Origin of the sequence: Alteromonas profundi (assembly GCF_010500865.1) — a bacterium.
Lineage (GTDB): Bacteria > Pseudomonadota > Gammaproteobacteria > Enterobacterales > Alteromonadaceae > Alteromonas > Alteromonas profundi.
The window spans coordinates 1-16,864 of sequence record NZ_JAAAWN010000005.1; the positions used below are offsets into that span (position 1 = coordinate 1).

Consider the following 16,864-nt stretch of genomic DNA (forward strand, 5'->3'; position numbering starts at 1 on the left):
TAGCTGCTTATGTTGGTGTGCTCGGACGAAAAGTAATTAGGCATTAGCGAGAGGGTATAACAAGCACATGCACAGGAAATCAAAAGCGCTGCTTCGCTCTGCTTTTGCCTCCTGTGATGTGAACGTTGTGTACCAAGGATAGATCAGTGGTTTATAGGGTAAAATGGAAGGAGCTTGCTAGGCACATGGTCAAGCAACTATTCATTATCATTTCTGTTGGCTTTACCATCGTGATGTTAATTCGTTTAGTTTCGCTATCTTTCGATATTGATGAAACGTTTAAGCACATTAGCCTTCTTCAACTTCCATTGATGTATCTGGGTATTTTTCTGTTTAGCCTGTTCTTTGGTGTGGCTATTAGCTTTTTGCTTAAATGTTCATATATAACCATCGATAATAATAAGATTAGCGGCAGAAATTATTGGCTGTTTAAACGACAATTCGGTATGGAAGACATCGAAAAGGCATTTCCATGTAATAGCAATGGTATGCCTGTAGTAGTTGTCGATGCTGGTAAAAAGGGCCAGATATTTGTACCTGTTCACATCGAACACGCGGATGAGTTGTTTAAACAGTTAGATAAGTATGCGTAAGGGACATAAAAAACAAATTATGGCACTCGCTGCCGCTCGTTGGGACGCAAACACGTGCGCGGCTTCGCCATTGTTGCACACGTGCTTGCGCCCCTTATTTAAAAGTTAGCATACTTATTGTAGTTTCGGGCTGTAAAACTAAATGGAAATAATAAATGACATTTTTTAAGGTAAGTTTTCTTGGGGTATTTTTGACTGCGCTGTTAGCGTGTTCCGATAGCCCTCAACAAGCTGATCCAAACTTTATACCTAAAAATACCCACAAAACTTTTTCTCAAAACAATAGCCCGGTTGTATTTGTAGATGAAGCACACAACAATTTCCTAACAGCAAGTGGGCGATATAGCCCATTTGTGCAGGTTCTTGAAAGCGATGGTTATACCGTTCGGCCGAATAACAACCGCTTTTCATTAGCCACACTACACGATGCTGATTTATTGGTTATTGCCAATGCGTTAGATAGAAATAGAAAAGACTGGAATCCACCTTATACTGAAGCATTGAGCAATGAAGAAGTTTTAATTATTAAAAAGTGGGTCTTGGAAGGTGGAGCGCTTTTATTAATCGCAGACCATGCTCCTTTTCCCCGTGTCATTGAAAATTTAGCGGGTGAATTTGGCTTTGAATTTAGTAACGGTCATGTTGGTAATGCGATGTTTCGTGCTAAGGACAAGACGCTCGGTGAACATCCCATTACGTCTAAAACCCGACAGCTAGAACAAAATTTTTATCTATCTACCGCTGCACCTGAAATGCCAGAAATAACTATGCAACCTAATCGTATAGAGCAGGTTAGAACCTTTGGCGGCTCAGCTTTCAAAACTCCGCCTGAGGCGACTTCACTTTTAAATCTTGGTGAAGGTGTTGATTCTATTGTTCCTGATGTGCCTTTTCAAGTAAATGCTGATACTGCAAGGGTGCTTGTGCAAGGTTGGAGTCAAGGTGCTGTACTGGAGGTCGGTAAAGGTCGAATAGCTGTATTTGCTGAGGGTATGATGTTTTCATCTCAACTAGATACTAAAACAGGGAAAACCTTTGGCTTAGCTTCTAAAGGTGCTGAACAAAATGAAGAGTTTCTATTAAATGTTATGGGTTGGCTTGCAGGTGCCATTTAACAGTACGAGTCAAAAAGTATGCTAACAAAGCATTGCACCGGACAAGCCGGTGAGCAAGGCGTTAGTTGCCTACAGGAAATTTTTGCTTTTGGTGTAAAACTCGAAGAATGTGAATAATGTCCTCTTTTATGAAATATGAAACAATCATTAAAACCTCTGGAATTATTAACAATCTTCCCGGTATACCCTCTCTCTCTACTCCCATAAGAGGTTGCTGGTTCAAGTTTTCAACATTCTTCTCTATTATTGCATCAGTTTTTTCTGCTGCTAATGGGTTAAATTCGTATAAAAATTCGAAAATAGCCTCACGATCGTCCAACGAACTTTTTTCCCATAAGATCATTTTTTGGCTTTATTTCTAATTTTCATTTTTCGAGCTTCCATGTCCAAGTTCGCTTCTTCATGACTGATGAACTTGCTTTGCCCACTTTCTAATTTACTGAACGCGGCATTAATCTCTTCAGTAAGCCACTGATCATGATTAATTATTTTTCGTTGCTGTTCAGCAAGTTCTTCCGTAAGCTCTCTACAAGCGTCACTTAAAGTGCGTCCTTGGCTTTCGGCCATTGTCTGAGCTAGCCGTTTAGTTTCTTCATCTACTCTAAACTGAATACGGGTATCCATGGTAAACTCCTTATGAAATGTACACACAGATGTTAGCACACCTATTTAATTTACGGCAACTAACATATATGAGCCTAGCTCGCGTCAATAGGTAATAGTATTTCTCTGGCTGCGTTAGCAGCCAGTCCAAATCTCTGCGCTAAACCTCCTAGCTTCATCTGTCATGGTCATCGTCAGGCATCGCCTGCGGCAAACACATATAGAGGCTCTCTTAGTACGATCTGATCGCTGCCTGTTGCAATGTATTCTATTACGGGCACAGGGGCACTAGACATTCATCGGTTAACCTGATGCTGACACTATTCAAACGTAGTTGACTAAACAAGACAGGACTAAACAAGACAGGCATATTTGGAAAGTTAAAGCTGCTTTTACGATGGCTATATTCGACGCTAATTGTGTAGGTAAACGTTTTTTTAGTTGATGGTTAGAATAAGCGGAAGTGCGCGTACGAGTAGTAGGTGCCTAAGTGTATTTATTCCTTCACCAGCGGCCTGCTTAAAGCAGGTTTCAAACTGCGTGGTTAAGATTAGCAATTCAGATTAAATAAAGTGTACTAAGGGACTGTTTTACCGGTTTCGAACTATGCCTGTCTTGTTAAGTTTATTCAGATAAGGCTCATCACTAAATAGCGAACCGGCCTTTAAATAAGCTGGTTTGTCTACGGGACACTTCTACTTCAGCGCCACTTTCCATTGTTAACTCTAATGCGCCAGAGCTGCATGGTTGAACGGCAGTTATCTTATCTAATTGCACGATGAAACTTCGGCTTACGCGAAAGAAGTGGCTGTCGGGTAGGCGCTTTTCAATTTGTGCTAAGGTTCTGTTCAGCATGGGGTGTTTGTCTTCAAAGTGAACTTGTGTGTAATTGCCCATGGCCTCGAAACGCTCTACTTTAGATAAAGGAATTAGCCAGCATTGGGTACCATCTTTAACAAAAAAGCGTTCCTCCATTGTCATAGGCGAAGACGTTGAGGCTTTACTTTCTTCGAGCGCTAAACTCAGAGATAATTTTTCACAGGCTTGTGCAAGTCTGGTTTGTGTTATTGGTTTTAGTAAATAGTCTACGGCGTTATTTTCAAATGCATCTAACGCGTATTGTTCAAAAGCAGTGGTGAAAATGACCCTTGGGGCGGGTAACAATTCAGTCAGTAAATCAAATCCATTTCCGTCGGGTAAATTTATATCTAAAAAAATAACGTCTATATGATGCTGGGCTAAAGCATCCCTCGCTTGGGCTAAATTTTCCGCTTCGGCTACCAGCGTAATATTGGGTATTTGTGTGAGTTGAGATTTTAGCTCAACACGACCCAACCGAGAATCTTCTACAATCATCGCACTATAACTTCTGGTTTGCGTGGTGGTTGTCATTGATCTTCCTTGATAACAATTTTCGCCGACACTTGATGCTGATTTTCTGTCAAAGAGAAATATGCTCTGTCGGCATAGAGTAAATTCAAACGCTGCTTAATGTTAGTAATACCTAGGCTTGTAGAGCCTTTAGATGGCGTTAAATTTCCTGGATTAACAACCTCAATTGATAAATTGTTATCGGCAATTATATTAATGGTAACTGTGCCTCCATATACGAGTGCCCCAATGCCATGCTTGATGGCGTTTTCAACCAGCAATTGAAGTGCTAAACAAGGCACTTGCCATTTTTCAATATTGCCAGACACGTTCCAGACTACCTCTAAACGACTTTCAAATTGAAGCTTATTTAATTGAATAAAGCTTTTAGTAAGATCAATCTCTTGTGGTAAAGACCATACTTTGTCTTGCTTAGTTTGCAGTGTAGTTCTAAGTACTTCTGATAGTTGCGCTAAGCTGTCTCTGGCCTTATCAGTGTCTTCTAAAATAAGCGCTCGAATATTGTTAATTACGTTGAACATAAAGTGAGGATTGAGCTGATTAATTAACAAGTCCATCTGGCTTGACGCTAACGCTTGGCGTAATTCGGCCTCACGTCGATACGCTAGCTTTAACGATTGTTGACGTTTTAGAAGTAAGTAAACCGCTGACCAACAGAGCAAGAAAATGAAAATAGTAGGGAAAGAAGCGACTAGTTGGAGTATAGGTAAGCTGCCCACTTCGCCAAACAAATATTGTTGATTAGGCAGTAAGATTAAGCCAACAATAAATATAGCAATACATGACGCTGCAGCACTACCTAGTATTGCTTGTCCAACCCCTTTGGGAATGGAAGCTGAAACCTGGTCGCGATAAAACATTTTAAGAAAACTACTGGCTGCAAGAAGTGCAACAAACAAGCTTAAAGAGTTTACCAACTCGCCCAATTTGTAGTGGGTAAAGTAACCTCGGGCCAATAAGTTGAATGAGGTTAAGCTGCCCCAAATGCCTATTTGGAACAGCCAAAAGCTTATGGTCTGTTTCATTGTTGTGCTAGCCAAAGGCTTATATCCTCAACGACTTCTGGAGACACAGTGGTGCTAATCGCAGCATACTCTTCTGGTAATCCTTTGTCTGCGGGTTGCAATAAGTGGTTTAGGTTAGGGTAAATTTTATACGTTAGCCATTGTTTATTAATAGATTGCATAAATCCATCGATGTTTTGACGAACAGGAACTTGTAAATCTTTGGCACCATGAACCGCGAATACGGGAAGAGATAACTTTTGAAGGTAATTCTTCGGGTCGGTTTTGATAAAGTATTGCATCCATACAGACGTCAACTGAGACAATTGTGCATCTTGCTGAGAAGCGGGTATACCTGCAGATGTCATTAGAGCCTTTATATCTTCGTTAGCATTATTTTGCGCTACAGCCTGTATCAGTTTACGTTGTAGTTTATCGTCTTTCTCAAGTTCACTACTGGGCACACCTCGCATCTTTTGAATCAGGTAAGATTGGTCGATTAATACCTCACCCCCAGTTGTGCCGGGCCCAGCAAGTGAGATAAAAAAGTCGGCAGAAGTATTTTTTTTATTCGCCAACGCGATAGCCGCGATTAAACTGCCTTCACTGTGGCCGATGTAGCCTATTTTACTTGAAGCCACTGGTTCATGGTGTTTTAAAAAGTTAAGTGCAGCGTTAGCATCATTAGCAAAGTCTTCGCTGGTGGCGGTAGCATACTGCCCGCCCGATTCACCAACGCCTCTATCGTCGAATCTTAGCACTGCAATCCCCTTTTTAGTGAGCAAATCAGCTAATACGGCGTACAGTTTGTGCCCAACAATATCACCGTCTCTTTGGGTAGGCCCTGAGCCAGAAAGAATAATAGCGGTATGAGTAAAAGGCCGTTGGGGTACAAACAATGTGCCGGCTAACATATGCCCCTCTTTTTCATTAGCAAAGCTAACCTGTTCTACCGTATAGCGAGGTGTTGGGCTTGGATCTTGAGGTTTGGCTTGGCGGGTAACTTTCGCTTGGGTTTTAACCAAGTCAACGGGCGCGCTAAAGCTACCTTGCTGGTATACGCCTTGTATTGTGTTTTCTTCCAATGTACCTTCGTAATGTATCCCTGCGGCATTTAATACTAACGTAATGCCATTTCCTATTTGCGAAACACTGTCGAATTGAAGGCCAAACTGGTTTTGAGCTGGAACATCTAAAGTGGCTACCAACCCACTTTCTGAGTTCTCTATGTTAAACACAAATTCAATACTTTGGTTTTTGCTAACACTGAGTTTCCCTTTCCAGTGACCAATAAATTTTCCGCGACTAAAGCTTTCATTATTTTGAGATGCCGCTGAAGCTGAAGTGGCTGAATTAACGGTGCTACTTATGCTTTTGGGGTTAGTTGTATCAGTGAGTTCCTGATGATTAGCTGCATGACAGTTGATCATCAGGCTGCTGGCGAAGATAGTAGCAATAGTTAACTGTAAGTATGATTTCATTTTTATTTCCTCTTATTTAAGTAGGGCCAGCTTACGTTTATGACAATTAGGCAGTGGCTTTTTTATATAAGCGGTAAATAAATCGTGTGAACGGTAATATAGCGAGGGTGGGGCTATCGAAATAGTGTTGAAATGCTTCTGTTAGTAAAGTGCGCGCTCAAAATACGTTAATAAGCGAGCAATAATCTGTATGCTACTCTCCTGCTAAGGAAAAGGCTAAACAAGACAGGCACCTTTGGAAAGGTAAAGCTGTTTTCGAATTATGCCTGTCATGTTTAGTTAATGGCGCATTTGCTCTCGCACATCAGACCAGTCAATGAGTATTATTGGCATTGGATTCGCCCCGCAGAGGAGCCTTGCATGCCAGCGATAAATATCGAATCTCTCGTTGTGCAATGCATGATTACCAAGCAGCCGGTCAATCCGTTTAATGTTGTGCTTAGCGGCAACGGCCCCAGTGATATTTCGGCCCAACTCGGTAAGCGACAGTTGCTGCCCATCAAGCAACGATTGCACAGCAACCATTAAAGAGGATAGACGTTTTTGATGTAAATTAGGGCATTGATTTTTAAGTAAATCATGTAAGATAGATATATCACACATGGTGTTTTGTTCTGGTATTTTTTTGGCGAAATGAATTAGATCAAATTGCGCCATGCGTGTCTATATTATTGAACCTGCTTTAATCTATAAGGGGATTCGTTAGAGTGGGGCGTTATAAGTCTTCTAAGAATTAGGAATCAAAAATGAATTCAAAGATTACAAGATATGCTTTCCTGGCTGGTTCTGCCTATTTCGTATGTATGGCTATTGCGCATTTCTTTGGTATCAAGCTGCCAATACTATTCGTGTACTACGATACACCGTTCTACGCATACCAAGATAAAATTATCTCGTTTGCCGTATGTGCATATGTTGGCTTGTTCTATTCAGCGTCAAAACATCGTGACGTCGCATTAACGGCAATTGTTGTGTTGGCGCTAACAGTCATCGGCTTAGGCGCGGTAAATGTTTCTTCTGCTTTAAGCTCCGTTTTGACAGCAGGGCAACCCACTATGCCTTATTGGCTGCAAACAGGTGCAATAGCAAGCTACGTAGCGGTGTTGTTAGTTCTGTATGTTAAAGATGGCAAAAACTCATAACAGGCCAATCAAAAATCGCCTACAAAAAGCGTGGGTTGGACTCGCTACCGCTCGCCTTTTATTGCGGTGTTATACGGCTAATCGTAAACAGGTGGCAACATGAGCAATAAAAAAGTGTTTTAAAGCTTCCTTCTTTGTTCTTAGGTTTACTAAGTTGTATTTCTCAGGCGGAAACAGTTGATATTGGAAACATGACTTTCTCGCCCACATTATTTAACGTAGGGGCGGGTCAGCCGTCAATATCAGTGTGTGATGTCAATTCTGATGGTAATACGGATGTTGTTGTCGCTAATTATTCAGACGATAACATTGTTATTTATCAGGGAGATGGAAGGGGTAATTTATCCGAATTGAATCGCTTTCCCGTGGGAGAAAACCCAACAGGTATAGCGGTATCTGATATTAACAACGATGGAAATATTGACTTTGCTATCGCAAACCACGAAACATCTTACGTTACCTTGCTTTTTGGGGATGGAAAAGGAGGCGTCAATAAGGCTCCTCAATCACCTTTAAATATCGGGATCAAGCCTCATCCACATGCAGTTCAATTGAAAGATCTTGATGGCGATAATATTGAAGAACTGATTATTGACAGCCGTGAAAACGAAGGGTTGCTAGTTTTGAAGGGGCTTGCTAAAGGAAAATTTAAAGCACCAGGCAATATTGTCAACGTGGGAGGAGATCCATATCGAGGATTTGCGGTAAACGATATAAATGGTGATGGCGCTTTCGATTTGGTTACACCAAATCAGCGTGATATTGGTATAGCTGTTAACTCAGGCTCGATTGAAGCATCATTTTCATTAACAAAGCTGGAGCAGCCCGAGTCTCCATTTACAGTTGAATTGGCTGATCTGACTGACGATAGTGAATTAGATTTAGTTGTGGTAACTAACGGTACTTCTTTATCTATTTTCCCCGGAGATGGGCGTGGTAACTTTCAAGAGAATAAAAAAACTGTAATCAATGTTGCTTCAGGCGCTAAACAAATAGCGATTGGCGATATTAATGGAGACGGGATAGAGGATGCTTTGATCAGTAATTGGTCTGGTGAGCTACTCGCTATTATTGGCAGCAAAGCGACAATTAAAAGTTATAAATTTCGGCATGCAAGCATTCCTAATCCGTGGGGAGTAGCATTAACTGATCTCAATAAAGATGGTAAAAGTGATCTTATAATTGCTGATGGTGACAGCAAATTAGCAGTTGTGTATGTAAGTCAATAAATTAGATAGCCGCCGTATAACAAACGCATTAAAAACGCTCACAAGTTCGCTGAGACAGCAACACGTAGGCTCTGTCACTTCGTTCCAATTTTAGCATACGTTTTACTGCCCTTTTTGCGGGCGTTAAGTTTTTTGGGAGGTTTCGGTGATTGTCAGAAAAATGGAAGAGAAAGATATTGAAGATGTAAGCGCAACTTGTATGGCTTCGTTTTTCCGATCTGTTGCAGACACATTGTCGGAGGAAGGGATTTCAACTTTTTCGAAAATTGCGGCGAGTAGTGCTTTTCTTGACAGGATGAAGGGAGACAACTTGATGCTGGTTTATGAAAACAATGAAAAAATTGATGGCGTGATCGAGTTAAAGGAAGGTCGTCATGTTGCAATGCTTTTTATTAGTCCTGAACATCAAAAAAAAGGAATTGGAAGGAAGTTGCTTTCATCAGCTCTGAAACACGCGAAGGTTGAGATTGTCACCGTCAGTGCATCATTATCTTCAGTTTCCGCCTATGAGAAGTACGGGTTTGAATGCAAAGGCGAAGCAGGTGAGTCGGCAGGTTTGGCCTATCAGCCAATGGAAATCAAACTTAACAATGAGCATATTCGTATGTTTTTACCAATGAAAACGGTAGAATAACTTTTTAATCAATAGGCTATGAATATAACAAAGCATTTAAGCGGGATTCCTTACGCGTGGCATTTTCGCTTCGTTCAAGTATAGCCAAGCGTGCATCACACCTTAATGCGGCGCTATAGATAAGCCACAAGAAGTATTGAGGTAGTATGGAAAATCAAGAAGAAAAAAAGCCAGTTGGATGCTTAGCATACGTTATTGGCGGAATGTCATTTATTCCTTTAATCGGTGTTTTGTTTGGTCTAGTTGCAATCATATGGGGTTTTGCGATTAAGCACACCAAACTCAAAATAGTGGGTCTATGCGGTATAGTATTCACAATTATTTTATACAGCGCTTTGGGCTATTTTGGTTTTGTACAGGAGGGGGGAGTATACGATGACCTTAGAAAAGAGATGGCCAAAACTCAACTAACAAGCGCTGTGCAAGCAATCGAGTTTTATAAAGTTCAGAATGGGACATACCCTGAGACGCTAGAGGTTCTCCAAGCATCTCTACCTGAAAATTCGTTAGTATTTCTGCATGATGCTACGCTAGTTAATGGGGAAGGCAGTTTGTACTTCTACAAATTAATTGATGAAAGCTCATACCATATTCGAGCATACGGTCGAGATGGAATAATTAACACTGCGGACGACGTGCTACCTACACCAATAGAAAATGTGGGACTTATTGCTGACTATCAAATTCAAAGTGGTTTATAACAAACCCATTAACTTGTTAGCGGGAGCGCTGCGACAGTAACAGGTTAGCTCTGTCGCTTCGCCATTATGCCCCACATGTCTGCGCCCGTTATTGAAAAGTTATACCTAATTTAAACAGTGGAGGTTTTTATGAAAAGATGGACACTTTCTTTAGTCACCTTATTCTGGTCTCTTACCGCAATAGCAGACACAGACTTATCCGAACTCGGTAATAGGTATTTTTCAGCATGGGCAGCAACTCAGTCTCCCGATGCTACTGAAAAAGACGTAGAGCACTACCTGTCTTTTCTTAAGGCCGATGTCGCCCACCAACACTTGCCCTACGACTCAGATGATTCGCGATTACCTGACGGCAAAGAAAGTATACGCAAAGGGATGTTGTTTTATTTGGGCTCTCATTCGGAATATGAAGCTATCTTAAAGCAAGTTATTCCCGCTCATAATGCAATTGCCATGACATACACTACATCTAGCAAGGGAGTGCACCCCCAAACTAATGAACTCGTAAAATTACATTACACAACGATGGACGTTTTGGAAATCGAAGACGGCAAAATTGCAATTATTCGGAAATATGAAAAATAGTGTAAGGTATAACAAAACAATACGCTCGCTCGCAAGCTTATGAGGGTGTTATATGCCAAGTAAAATTCGCGTAAAAGGATATATCGAATGAGAAAAGTTGTTCTGTTTTCTAAGACTAAAAAATGGTGGCATGAAAGCCCTGATCTAGATTTATTGAATGCGCAGATAACTGAAATGGAAAATGATGGCTGGGCTATCGTTTTTATTTCGGCAAACACTAACTTCTTAGGGTTTATATCGTCATATACTATTTTGGTAGAGTCATCAGGTTGATGGCCCATAGCAAAAACATCATGAAGGGAATTAGACTCGCTGGCCTTCGGCCAAACGCGCTCTAAAATTCCCCTATGTTACGCGTTATAGGCCACGGAATGTTTGAATGATTTTAGCTCTATTTGGTTTAGGTATGTTTGTTTTCGGTGGCATCATGCTCATTAAACCAATGGCGTTTTCAAATGGCATTGCAAAGTTCAGTAGTAAATCTTGGTTCCACAGCTTTGAGATTGCTAGTCGTCTTATTGTCGGACTATTACTCATTTGGCAGTCGAAATATTCCACTCATTCGTTGTTATTATTAGTACTGGGTATCGTTATTTGCTGTGCTAGCATCTTTTTAGTTGTAGTTGGCTCCACAGAACATAAACGTTTTGCCATATTAACATCCAAAATTGGTGTCTGGTTTCGTCCAATCGGTGTTTTCGCTATTTTGAGTGGCTCTGTACTAATGTATTTGGGGTTTATTAACTGCGGTGTATAACAAAACACTCAATGCACTCGCGCTGCTCGTGGGAACGCCAACAAGAAGCTATAAGGGAGTTTTATGACCGTTATAAAGTTGAGTTGTATGCTTTGACAGGTTGCGCCTAGACCTCAGGGGTAGTGAAATACCATGTCCCCATTTTCGATAAATAGCGTCTTTATAATAGTAGAGAGTCGTTTTTTGTAGCCTAGATTGCTCGGCGTTACGAATTGCTGGTAAGAAAACGGGCTTTTTGTAGGTTTGAAATTTTACTGTCATACAAAAAGCCTAGTATTTTTCAATGGGTTTCCAGCACGTTTATTGAAAATGAAGCAAACAGCAGATTTAAATTGGGATGAGTTAGAAGGAACAGATGCAGAGCACTTACTCACATCACTAAAAACCTTTATCCGAAGTTTGTCGGCTGATAAAAACCAAGTAGACGATATTTTTCAAGAAACAGTGCTGCGTACTAAACGAAGTAAAAAACTATCAGAATTGGAATCGCCGCTTGCATACATGATCACTGTTTCTAAATCGGTACTTTACGACTTTCAGAAAAAAACCACGCCCCAGGCCGTAGATATCGATGAGGTTAGTTTACACTCTGATAGTGCTTCGCCTGACAGTGTTTACTTAAACCAGCAAAAACTCGCCTTGGTTGATGATATTCTTTCCGGCATGTCTGCGCTACGCAGAGACATTTTTTTGCTTAGACGGGTAGACGGGTTATCTCGCGATGAAATAGCGACAAGGTTAGAAGTGAGCGTGGAAGTAGTTAAGAAACACCTAACAAGGGCGATGGTAGAAATTACCGTTAGGCTAGAAGAGGCGGGTTGGATTGATGAGCACTAATGTAGGTAGCTGTTGAAAGAGAATGGAAAGCAGAATAAGTGGAAACAACGACATGACAGCGAGTGCATTAGATGAGGCTGCTGATTGGTTTGATCGTATGGATGAGCTTACGCCAAAAGAGCATCAAGAATTCGCCACGTGGCTAACTAGCGATACGAATAAACTTGCTTTCAAAAAAATTGCATCTGCCATGGGACAGCCAGAAGTTCATGCGCGCGTACACGCGCTGTCTAAGGCGTTAGAACAAAATCAATCGTTTAAGAAACCGGCTAAAAAACCTAACCGCTTCAACACGTATATTTCTCTCGCCACGGCGGCTTCTTTGGTTATTTTCGCGTTTTATTTTTCAGGTGGTTACTTTAATTCCAACAGTTCTGCAGGCAACAGTTCGTTTGCTAGCGTGCCTCCCGTTACCGCGAGTAATGGCCCCGAAGTTTTTACCACCAGCATAGCGCAAGAAAAAACCAATATCTTAAACGATGGCTCTGTGGTTTATCAAAGTGGGAATAGCCAAATTAGGGTGGCCTACAATGATGAAAAAAGAGAGGTTAAATTAGCCAAAGGGCAAGCTTATTTCGATGTAATGCATGGGCCAGAACGACCCTTTGTGGTGGATGTTGAATCTGCCACTATCACAGTGGTAGGAACTGCGTTTGACGTTGACAGGGTAGGGGCGTCTACTCAAATCAAAGTGTATGAGGGAATTGTAAGGGTTGAAGCCGATAGATTAGTTTTGCTGCATAAAGGAGAGCAAGCGTCTTTGGTTGATGGGGTTATACAAAAAACTTCCAGCTTCCATCCACAGCAGCTACCCAGTTGGCGAACAGGGTGGATAGAGATTGAAGATGAGCCAATCGGCCACTTAATCACGCGGCTTAACCGTTATTCGAAAAAGCCCCTAGCGTATCTAGGCGACCCTGCCGTTTCTATTTCAGGAAGGTTCAACCTGCGCAGTACATACGAGTCGGTAGAGCTAATTTCATTGGCGACAGGGCTTGCTATTGAAGAATTAGAGTCGAGATATGTGATTCGGCAAGCAGAGTAGTTATCACTTATGTTAGACAGAGTCTTTAACAAATACTGTGAAGCCTCTCTGCCTATAGTGCTTATTGGTTTACTGAGCCCTGCAGTTTGTGGGGCCGAATTAAATACAAACGATAAAAAAAACATTGTCATTCCGTCAGCGCCGCTTAAAGACAATATACAACGTATCGCAGAGCGCTTTAACACCGCGTACGTGGTGTCTCCCCTTTTACTGAAAAACAAAACCTCCCCGTCGCTCTCTGGCACTTTTACACTAGAACAAGCACTTAGCCACTTACTAGAAAAAAGTAACCTTACTTTTACGCTAAGCAGTGGAGGTATTGTTATTGGTGTACGCGAAAAGCAAACTGAAACTAAAGAGATTGAAGAGATTGAAGAGATTGAAGAGATTAAGGTAAATGGAATACGGGGCTCACTAAATTTATCCAGACAAGGAAAACGTGAAGAAAGCCGTGTTACCGATATTATCGTGGCGCAAGATATTGCGCGTTATCCCGACAGAAATTTAGCCGAGTCTATGCAGCGAATTCCTGGTATGAGTATTACCCGCGAGGCGGGTGAAGGCAGGCAGGTGGTGCTGCGCGGATTAAACCCCGACTATACCTTGGTAACAATAAATGGCATGCCTGTCTTGTCAAATAACGACTCCCCAATGGATAGCCGTACACAGCGTGATAGAGATCGCTCCTTCGACCTTAACTTATTTACCTCCGAGCTATTTAACCAAATAAAAGTTCACAAAAGCTACTCTGCCGACATGCCCACCGGAGGCATTGCGGGTATCGCGGCGCTTAGAACAGCCAAACCGTTTGATACCCCGGGCCTCCAGTGGAGCATTGCCCATCAAATAGACACAAACCAATATGCTAAGGATCCCTCAAACAGAACCTCGTTTACGCTCTCCTCAAGTGAAGACAATTGGGGGGCGTTGGTGTCGCTAAGCTACGGAAATAGAAATTATCAAGAACAAGGGGCGAACACGTTTCGTTGGCGTAAGCTTTTGCCCCTTGGCCTAGACACGAGTTTATTAGATAGCGAAATATTAAATAGATGGCAAGATCAAACGCTTAGGGTTCCCAGAGGGAATAGGTATTCCGTATGGCGCGGCGATATGCAAAGAGTAGGGCTGGGCGCTGCCCTTGAGTATGTAGATGACAACAGTCATGTAACCCTTGATTGGATTTATGGCCGCTTAAATAGCACAAGACAAGAAAACCATTTGTATCCTAGAGGTTTTCAATCTACCCCCGCTATTGCAGGAGAAACGGCGGTAATTGATGCTCAGGCCAATGATAGAGACGAATTAGTATATGCGAAATATACCAATGCGCGGGTGGGCACTGAAAATAGGTTGCAAACTGTCTCTACCTTGTTTCAGCAGGCAGTATTGAACGCTCAACATACCTTCTCTAACTATTTATCCAGTGAAAGTGTACTTGGTATTCAACATTCCACCTACACAATGCCAAAAAGTATTCGTGCTTATATGCGAGGCCAAAGTGATATTACTATTGATTATCGCCAAGACTATTACTTTCCAAACATCACTTATTCTGAAGACTTAACCCAGCCAGACATGTGGCAAATGAATGAACTCGACTCAGAGAATTACGCATCGTCTTCTAATTTCATTTACGCTAAAGAAATCCTTCGTTTTACCAACAACGACAATAGAGACTGGCACATAGGTGCAGATTTTGTGCAGTTTGAAAGTAAAACGGAATACACAGATATTCAGGATATTTTTATCGATGAGTGGGCGTTAAGGAAAGAAGATGTGCCGCTTAATTCGGCATACCCTTTTACTCATCATCAAAAGCTAAATTGGCTGGCGCTTAACCCTCAAAAGGTGTTTCAGTTTTACACTACGCCAACGTCGGTAGAAGCGCTGTTGCTTTCATACCCAGAAGACAGAGCCGAGAACAACGTTGTTAAAGAAGAACGCTTTTCAGTGTTTTTCCAGCAGCAATTACAAGGCACTAATTGGTCGCTACATACAGGCCTTAGGGCTGAATACGATACCGCTACCGTAAGCATCCTTCAGGCGCCTATTAACGCAACATACTCACTAAATAACCTGGCGTTACTGCCTGCGGTAACCGTAAATTACCGCACTAATCACAACGTTGTGCGCCTAGGCATAAGTAAAACCATAGGGTATCCAGAACTAGATGTACTGACCCGTTCCATTAGGTATATCGAGGAAGAAAGCGTACTTAGCGTTTATAACGATGCCCTTAAGCCTATTACTGCCTACAATTTTGACGTAAGCATCGAGGCCTATCCGGGCGATGTTGCACGTTTCTCAACAAACCTTTTTGGCAAATGGATTAAAAACAGTATTGTTGCGCGAAGTCAGACCCACGCTGTCGACACACTGGCAACACCTTTTGCTAACTTACTGCCAAAGGCTTATGCCCAGCCTGAAATAAACGTAGTTGCGCCTCATAATCAGCAAACATTTTTCCTTTATGGAATAGAGGGAAGCGCGCAATTTGAATGGCCACTCGACAAATTATCCTCACGCTTTGACATATACCACATTGGCATTGTAGCGAATGCCAGCTACACCTTTGGACGTAGGCAGTATTACAACGAAACAACGGGGGCGCGTTTAGAGAAGAAACCGCTTCCATATTTATCCCCCGTTCTAGCGAACGTTACCGCTTACCTTGAGGGCTATTCTTTTAGCTTTAGGTTATCGGCAACCTATAGAGATAGTTATATCGCAAGAGTAGATGAAGGCACGTTAGTTGATGAAGACGAAACAGGTTTTTTACCCAGTCTTTATCTTGATGGGGTTATAGCGTATCAGATGACGGATAATGTAGAGATACGCATGGAAGCAACAAACCTAACGAACGAACGAGAAATTCAATATTCTGATTCCACGCAGCGCCCTTATAATACCACTGTCAGTGGTCGCAATTATTCATTGTCTTTAGCTTATCGCTTCTAACCAAACAACAAAGGGCCCAAATGGGCCCTTTGTTAGTGTATTACATTGAATAGGTTAACCCTATGTAGAATGTACGTCCGCTTAAGGTAGTGTTGTATAAACGATCGTCTGAATCGCTATATTGTTCCTCACGCTCATCGGTTAAGTTGATGCCTTCTAAAGAAAGTTTAAGCTTGTCACTTACATCATAAAATGCTGAAAAATCCCAGTATGTTGTACCATGAAAGCCCGCTTCATCTTGATCACTACTTGAAGTTTCAACCTGGGTTAAGTAGTCATCTCTGTAGGCTACCGACACACGCATGCCCCAGTTATCCTTTTCGTAGTACATAGTTGCGTTGTAGGTGTTTTCATATTGGTTGAGATCTACAGAAAGTACGAATAAACGGTACGATAGTGGGCGGGTTAATTAGCGCGATATTGTTTTGGTGTAGAAATGCTGCTTTGCCTCTAAAACATGTCGAGATTATTTACAGTTTAAGGACGAGAAGATTTTAAGCAAATATAAGTGTATGAATATTTTGCCGTATTTTTATCGGTATGGTTTGTGCTTCACAGGCGACACGCTAAATAATCAATATTGGTGCGTAGTGCGGTAGGTATTACGTTTAGTTGTCGAAAGTCCTTCTACGGCGAAGATTGATAGTTGTCTTAGTTACATTCTAGGTAATTAAAAGAGGCTATCTTCAATGACGAACATTCATTACACGGAAGTAACACTACGCTGCCTATGTGGCATTGTTATGCCCAAATTATCATGTAATTTATTCTCTCCAAATTTCTTACGA

The 16,864-nt window shown here is 41.7% G+C and carries 18 protein-coding genes and 1 pseudogene; 12 read left to right on the forward strand and 7 right to left on the reverse strand.

Features of this window, described 5'->3' with window-relative positions; translation table 11 throughout:
- Positions 1–185: 185 nt before the first annotated feature.
- Both GTH32_RS04995 and GTH32_RS05000 read left to right on the forward strand, forming a co-directional pair.
- Positions 186–593 carry a hypothetical protein gene (locus GTH32_RS04995; protein WP_163084149.1) on the forward strand — a complete coding sequence of 136 codons (408 nt, stop codon included), beginning with the start codon at positions 186–188 and terminating at the stop codon, positions 591–593.
- Positions 594–748: 155 nt separating this feature from the next.
- Positions 749–1,708 (forward strand): DUF4350 domain-containing protein, encoded by a 960-nt coding sequence (locus tag GTH32_RS05000; protein WP_163084150.1) that lies wholly within the window; start codon positions 749–751, stop codon positions 1,706–1,708.
- 61 nt (positions 1,709–1,769) lie between these two features.
- Here GTH32_RS05000 and GTH32_RS05005 read toward each other — a convergent pair whose 3' ends face one another.
- The 6 genes and pseudogenes from GTH32_RS05005 to GTH32_RS05030 all read right to left on the reverse strand — a co-directional run.
- Entirely contained in the window at positions 1,770–2,051 is a 282-nt protein-coding gene (locus tag GTH32_RS05005) for a type II toxin-antitoxin system RelE/ParE family toxin (protein WP_163084151.1), read from the reverse strand.
- Positions 2,048–2,332, reverse strand: a complete 285-nt coding sequence (locus GTH32_RS05010) for a type II toxin-antitoxin system TacA family antitoxin (protein ID WP_163084152.1) — start codon at positions 2,330–2,332, stop codon at positions 2,048–2,050. Before GTH32_RS05010 ends, GTH32_RS05005 begins: the two co-directional genes overlap by 4 nt.
- 624 nt (positions 2,333–2,956) lie before the next feature.
- Positions 2,957–3,703: a LytR/AlgR family response regulator transcription factor gene (locus GTH32_RS05015; protein WP_163084153.1), complete on the reverse strand. Its 747-nt coding sequence runs from the start codon at positions 3,701–3,703 to the stop codon at positions 2,957–2,959.
- Positions 3,700–4,728 carry a sensor histidine kinase gene (locus GTH32_RS05020; protein WP_163084154.1) on the reverse strand — a complete coding sequence of 343 codons (1,029 nt, stop codon included), beginning with the start codon at positions 4,726–4,728 and terminating at the stop codon, positions 3,700–3,702. The genes GTH32_RS05015 and GTH32_RS05020 overlap by 4 nt, the downstream gene beginning before the upstream one ends.
- Positions 4,725–6,188 (reverse strand): alpha/beta hydrolase family protein, encoded by a 1,464-nt coding sequence (locus tag GTH32_RS05025; RefSeq protein WP_163084155.1) that lies wholly within the window; start codon positions 6,186–6,188, stop codon positions 4,725–4,727. The genes GTH32_RS05020 and GTH32_RS05025 overlap by 4 nt, the downstream gene beginning before the upstream one ends.
- 285 nt (positions 6,189–6,473) lie before the next feature.
- A pseudogene (locus tag GTH32_RS05030) lies at positions 6,474–6,791 on the reverse strand (IS4 family transposase); the annotation flags it as partial.
- A 143-nt stretch (positions 6,792–6,934) separates the two neighbouring features.
- Here GTH32_RS05030 and GTH32_RS05035 point away from each other — a divergent pair.
- From GTH32_RS05035 to GTH32_RS05080, 10 genes are all read left to right on the forward strand, one after another.
- On the forward strand, positions 6,935–7,330 hold the full coding sequence (locus GTH32_RS05035) for a hypothetical protein (protein ID WP_163084156.1): 396 nt from the start codon (positions 6,935–6,937) through the stop codon (positions 7,328–7,330).
- Between the two features lie 134 nt (positions 7,331–7,464).
- Positions 7,465–8,559 carry an FG-GAP repeat domain-containing protein gene (locus tag GTH32_RS05040; protein ID WP_246223147.1) on the forward strand — a complete coding sequence of 365 codons (1,095 nt, stop codon included), beginning with the start codon at positions 7,465–7,467 and terminating at the stop codon, positions 8,557–8,559.
- Between the two features lie 145 nt (positions 8,560–8,704).
- Positions 8,705–9,193 carry a GNAT family N-acetyltransferase gene (locus GTH32_RS05045; protein WP_343033388.1) on the forward strand — a complete coding sequence of 163 codons (489 nt, stop codon included), beginning with the start codon at positions 8,705–8,707 and terminating at the stop codon, positions 9,191–9,193.
- A 146-nt stretch (positions 9,194–9,339) separates the two neighbouring features.
- Positions 9,340–9,894, forward strand: a complete 555-nt coding sequence (locus tag GTH32_RS05050) for a type II secretion system protein GspG (protein WP_163084157.1) — start codon at positions 9,340–9,342, stop codon at positions 9,892–9,894.
- A 129-nt stretch (positions 9,895–10,023) separates the two neighbouring features.
- Positions 10,024–10,479 (forward strand): nuclear transport factor 2 family protein, encoded by a 456-nt coding sequence (locus GTH32_RS05055; protein ID WP_163084158.1) that lies wholly within the window; start codon positions 10,024–10,026, stop codon positions 10,477–10,479.
- Between the two features lie 87 nt (positions 10,480–10,566).
- Entirely contained in the window at positions 10,567–10,752 is a 186-nt protein-coding gene (locus GTH32_RS05060) for a hypothetical protein (protein ID WP_163084159.1), read from the forward strand.
- Between the two features lie 106 nt (positions 10,753–10,858).
- Positions 10,859–11,236 (forward strand): hypothetical protein, encoded by a 378-nt coding sequence (locus GTH32_RS05065; protein WP_163084160.1) that lies wholly within the window; start codon positions 10,859–10,861, stop codon positions 11,234–11,236.
- A gap of 309 nt (positions 11,237–11,545) precedes the next feature.
- A complete protein-coding gene (locus GTH32_RS05070; protein ID WP_163084161.1) occupies positions 11,546–12,073 on the forward strand; it encodes an RNA polymerase sigma factor in 528 nt (175 codons plus the stop codon).
- A gap of 22 nt (positions 12,074–12,095) precedes the next feature.
- Positions 12,096–13,118, forward strand: a complete 1,023-nt coding sequence (locus tag GTH32_RS05075) for a FecR family protein (RefSeq protein WP_163084162.1) — start codon at positions 12,096–12,098, stop codon at positions 13,116–13,118.
- Between the two features lie 9 nt (positions 13,119–13,127).
- Complete coding sequence (locus tag GTH32_RS05080) at positions 13,128–16,076, forward strand: TonB-dependent receptor (protein WP_163084163.1); 2,949 nt, start codon at positions 13,128–13,130, stop codon at positions 16,074–16,076.
- Between the two features lie 40 nt (positions 16,077–16,116).
- Here GTH32_RS05080 and GTH32_RS05085 read toward each other — a convergent pair whose 3' ends face one another.
- Complete coding sequence (locus tag GTH32_RS05085; RefSeq protein WP_246223148.1) at positions 16,117–16,380, reverse strand: TonB-dependent receptor; 264 nt, start codon at positions 16,378–16,380, stop codon at positions 16,117–16,119.
- Positions 16,381–16,864: the final 484 nt, after the last annotated feature.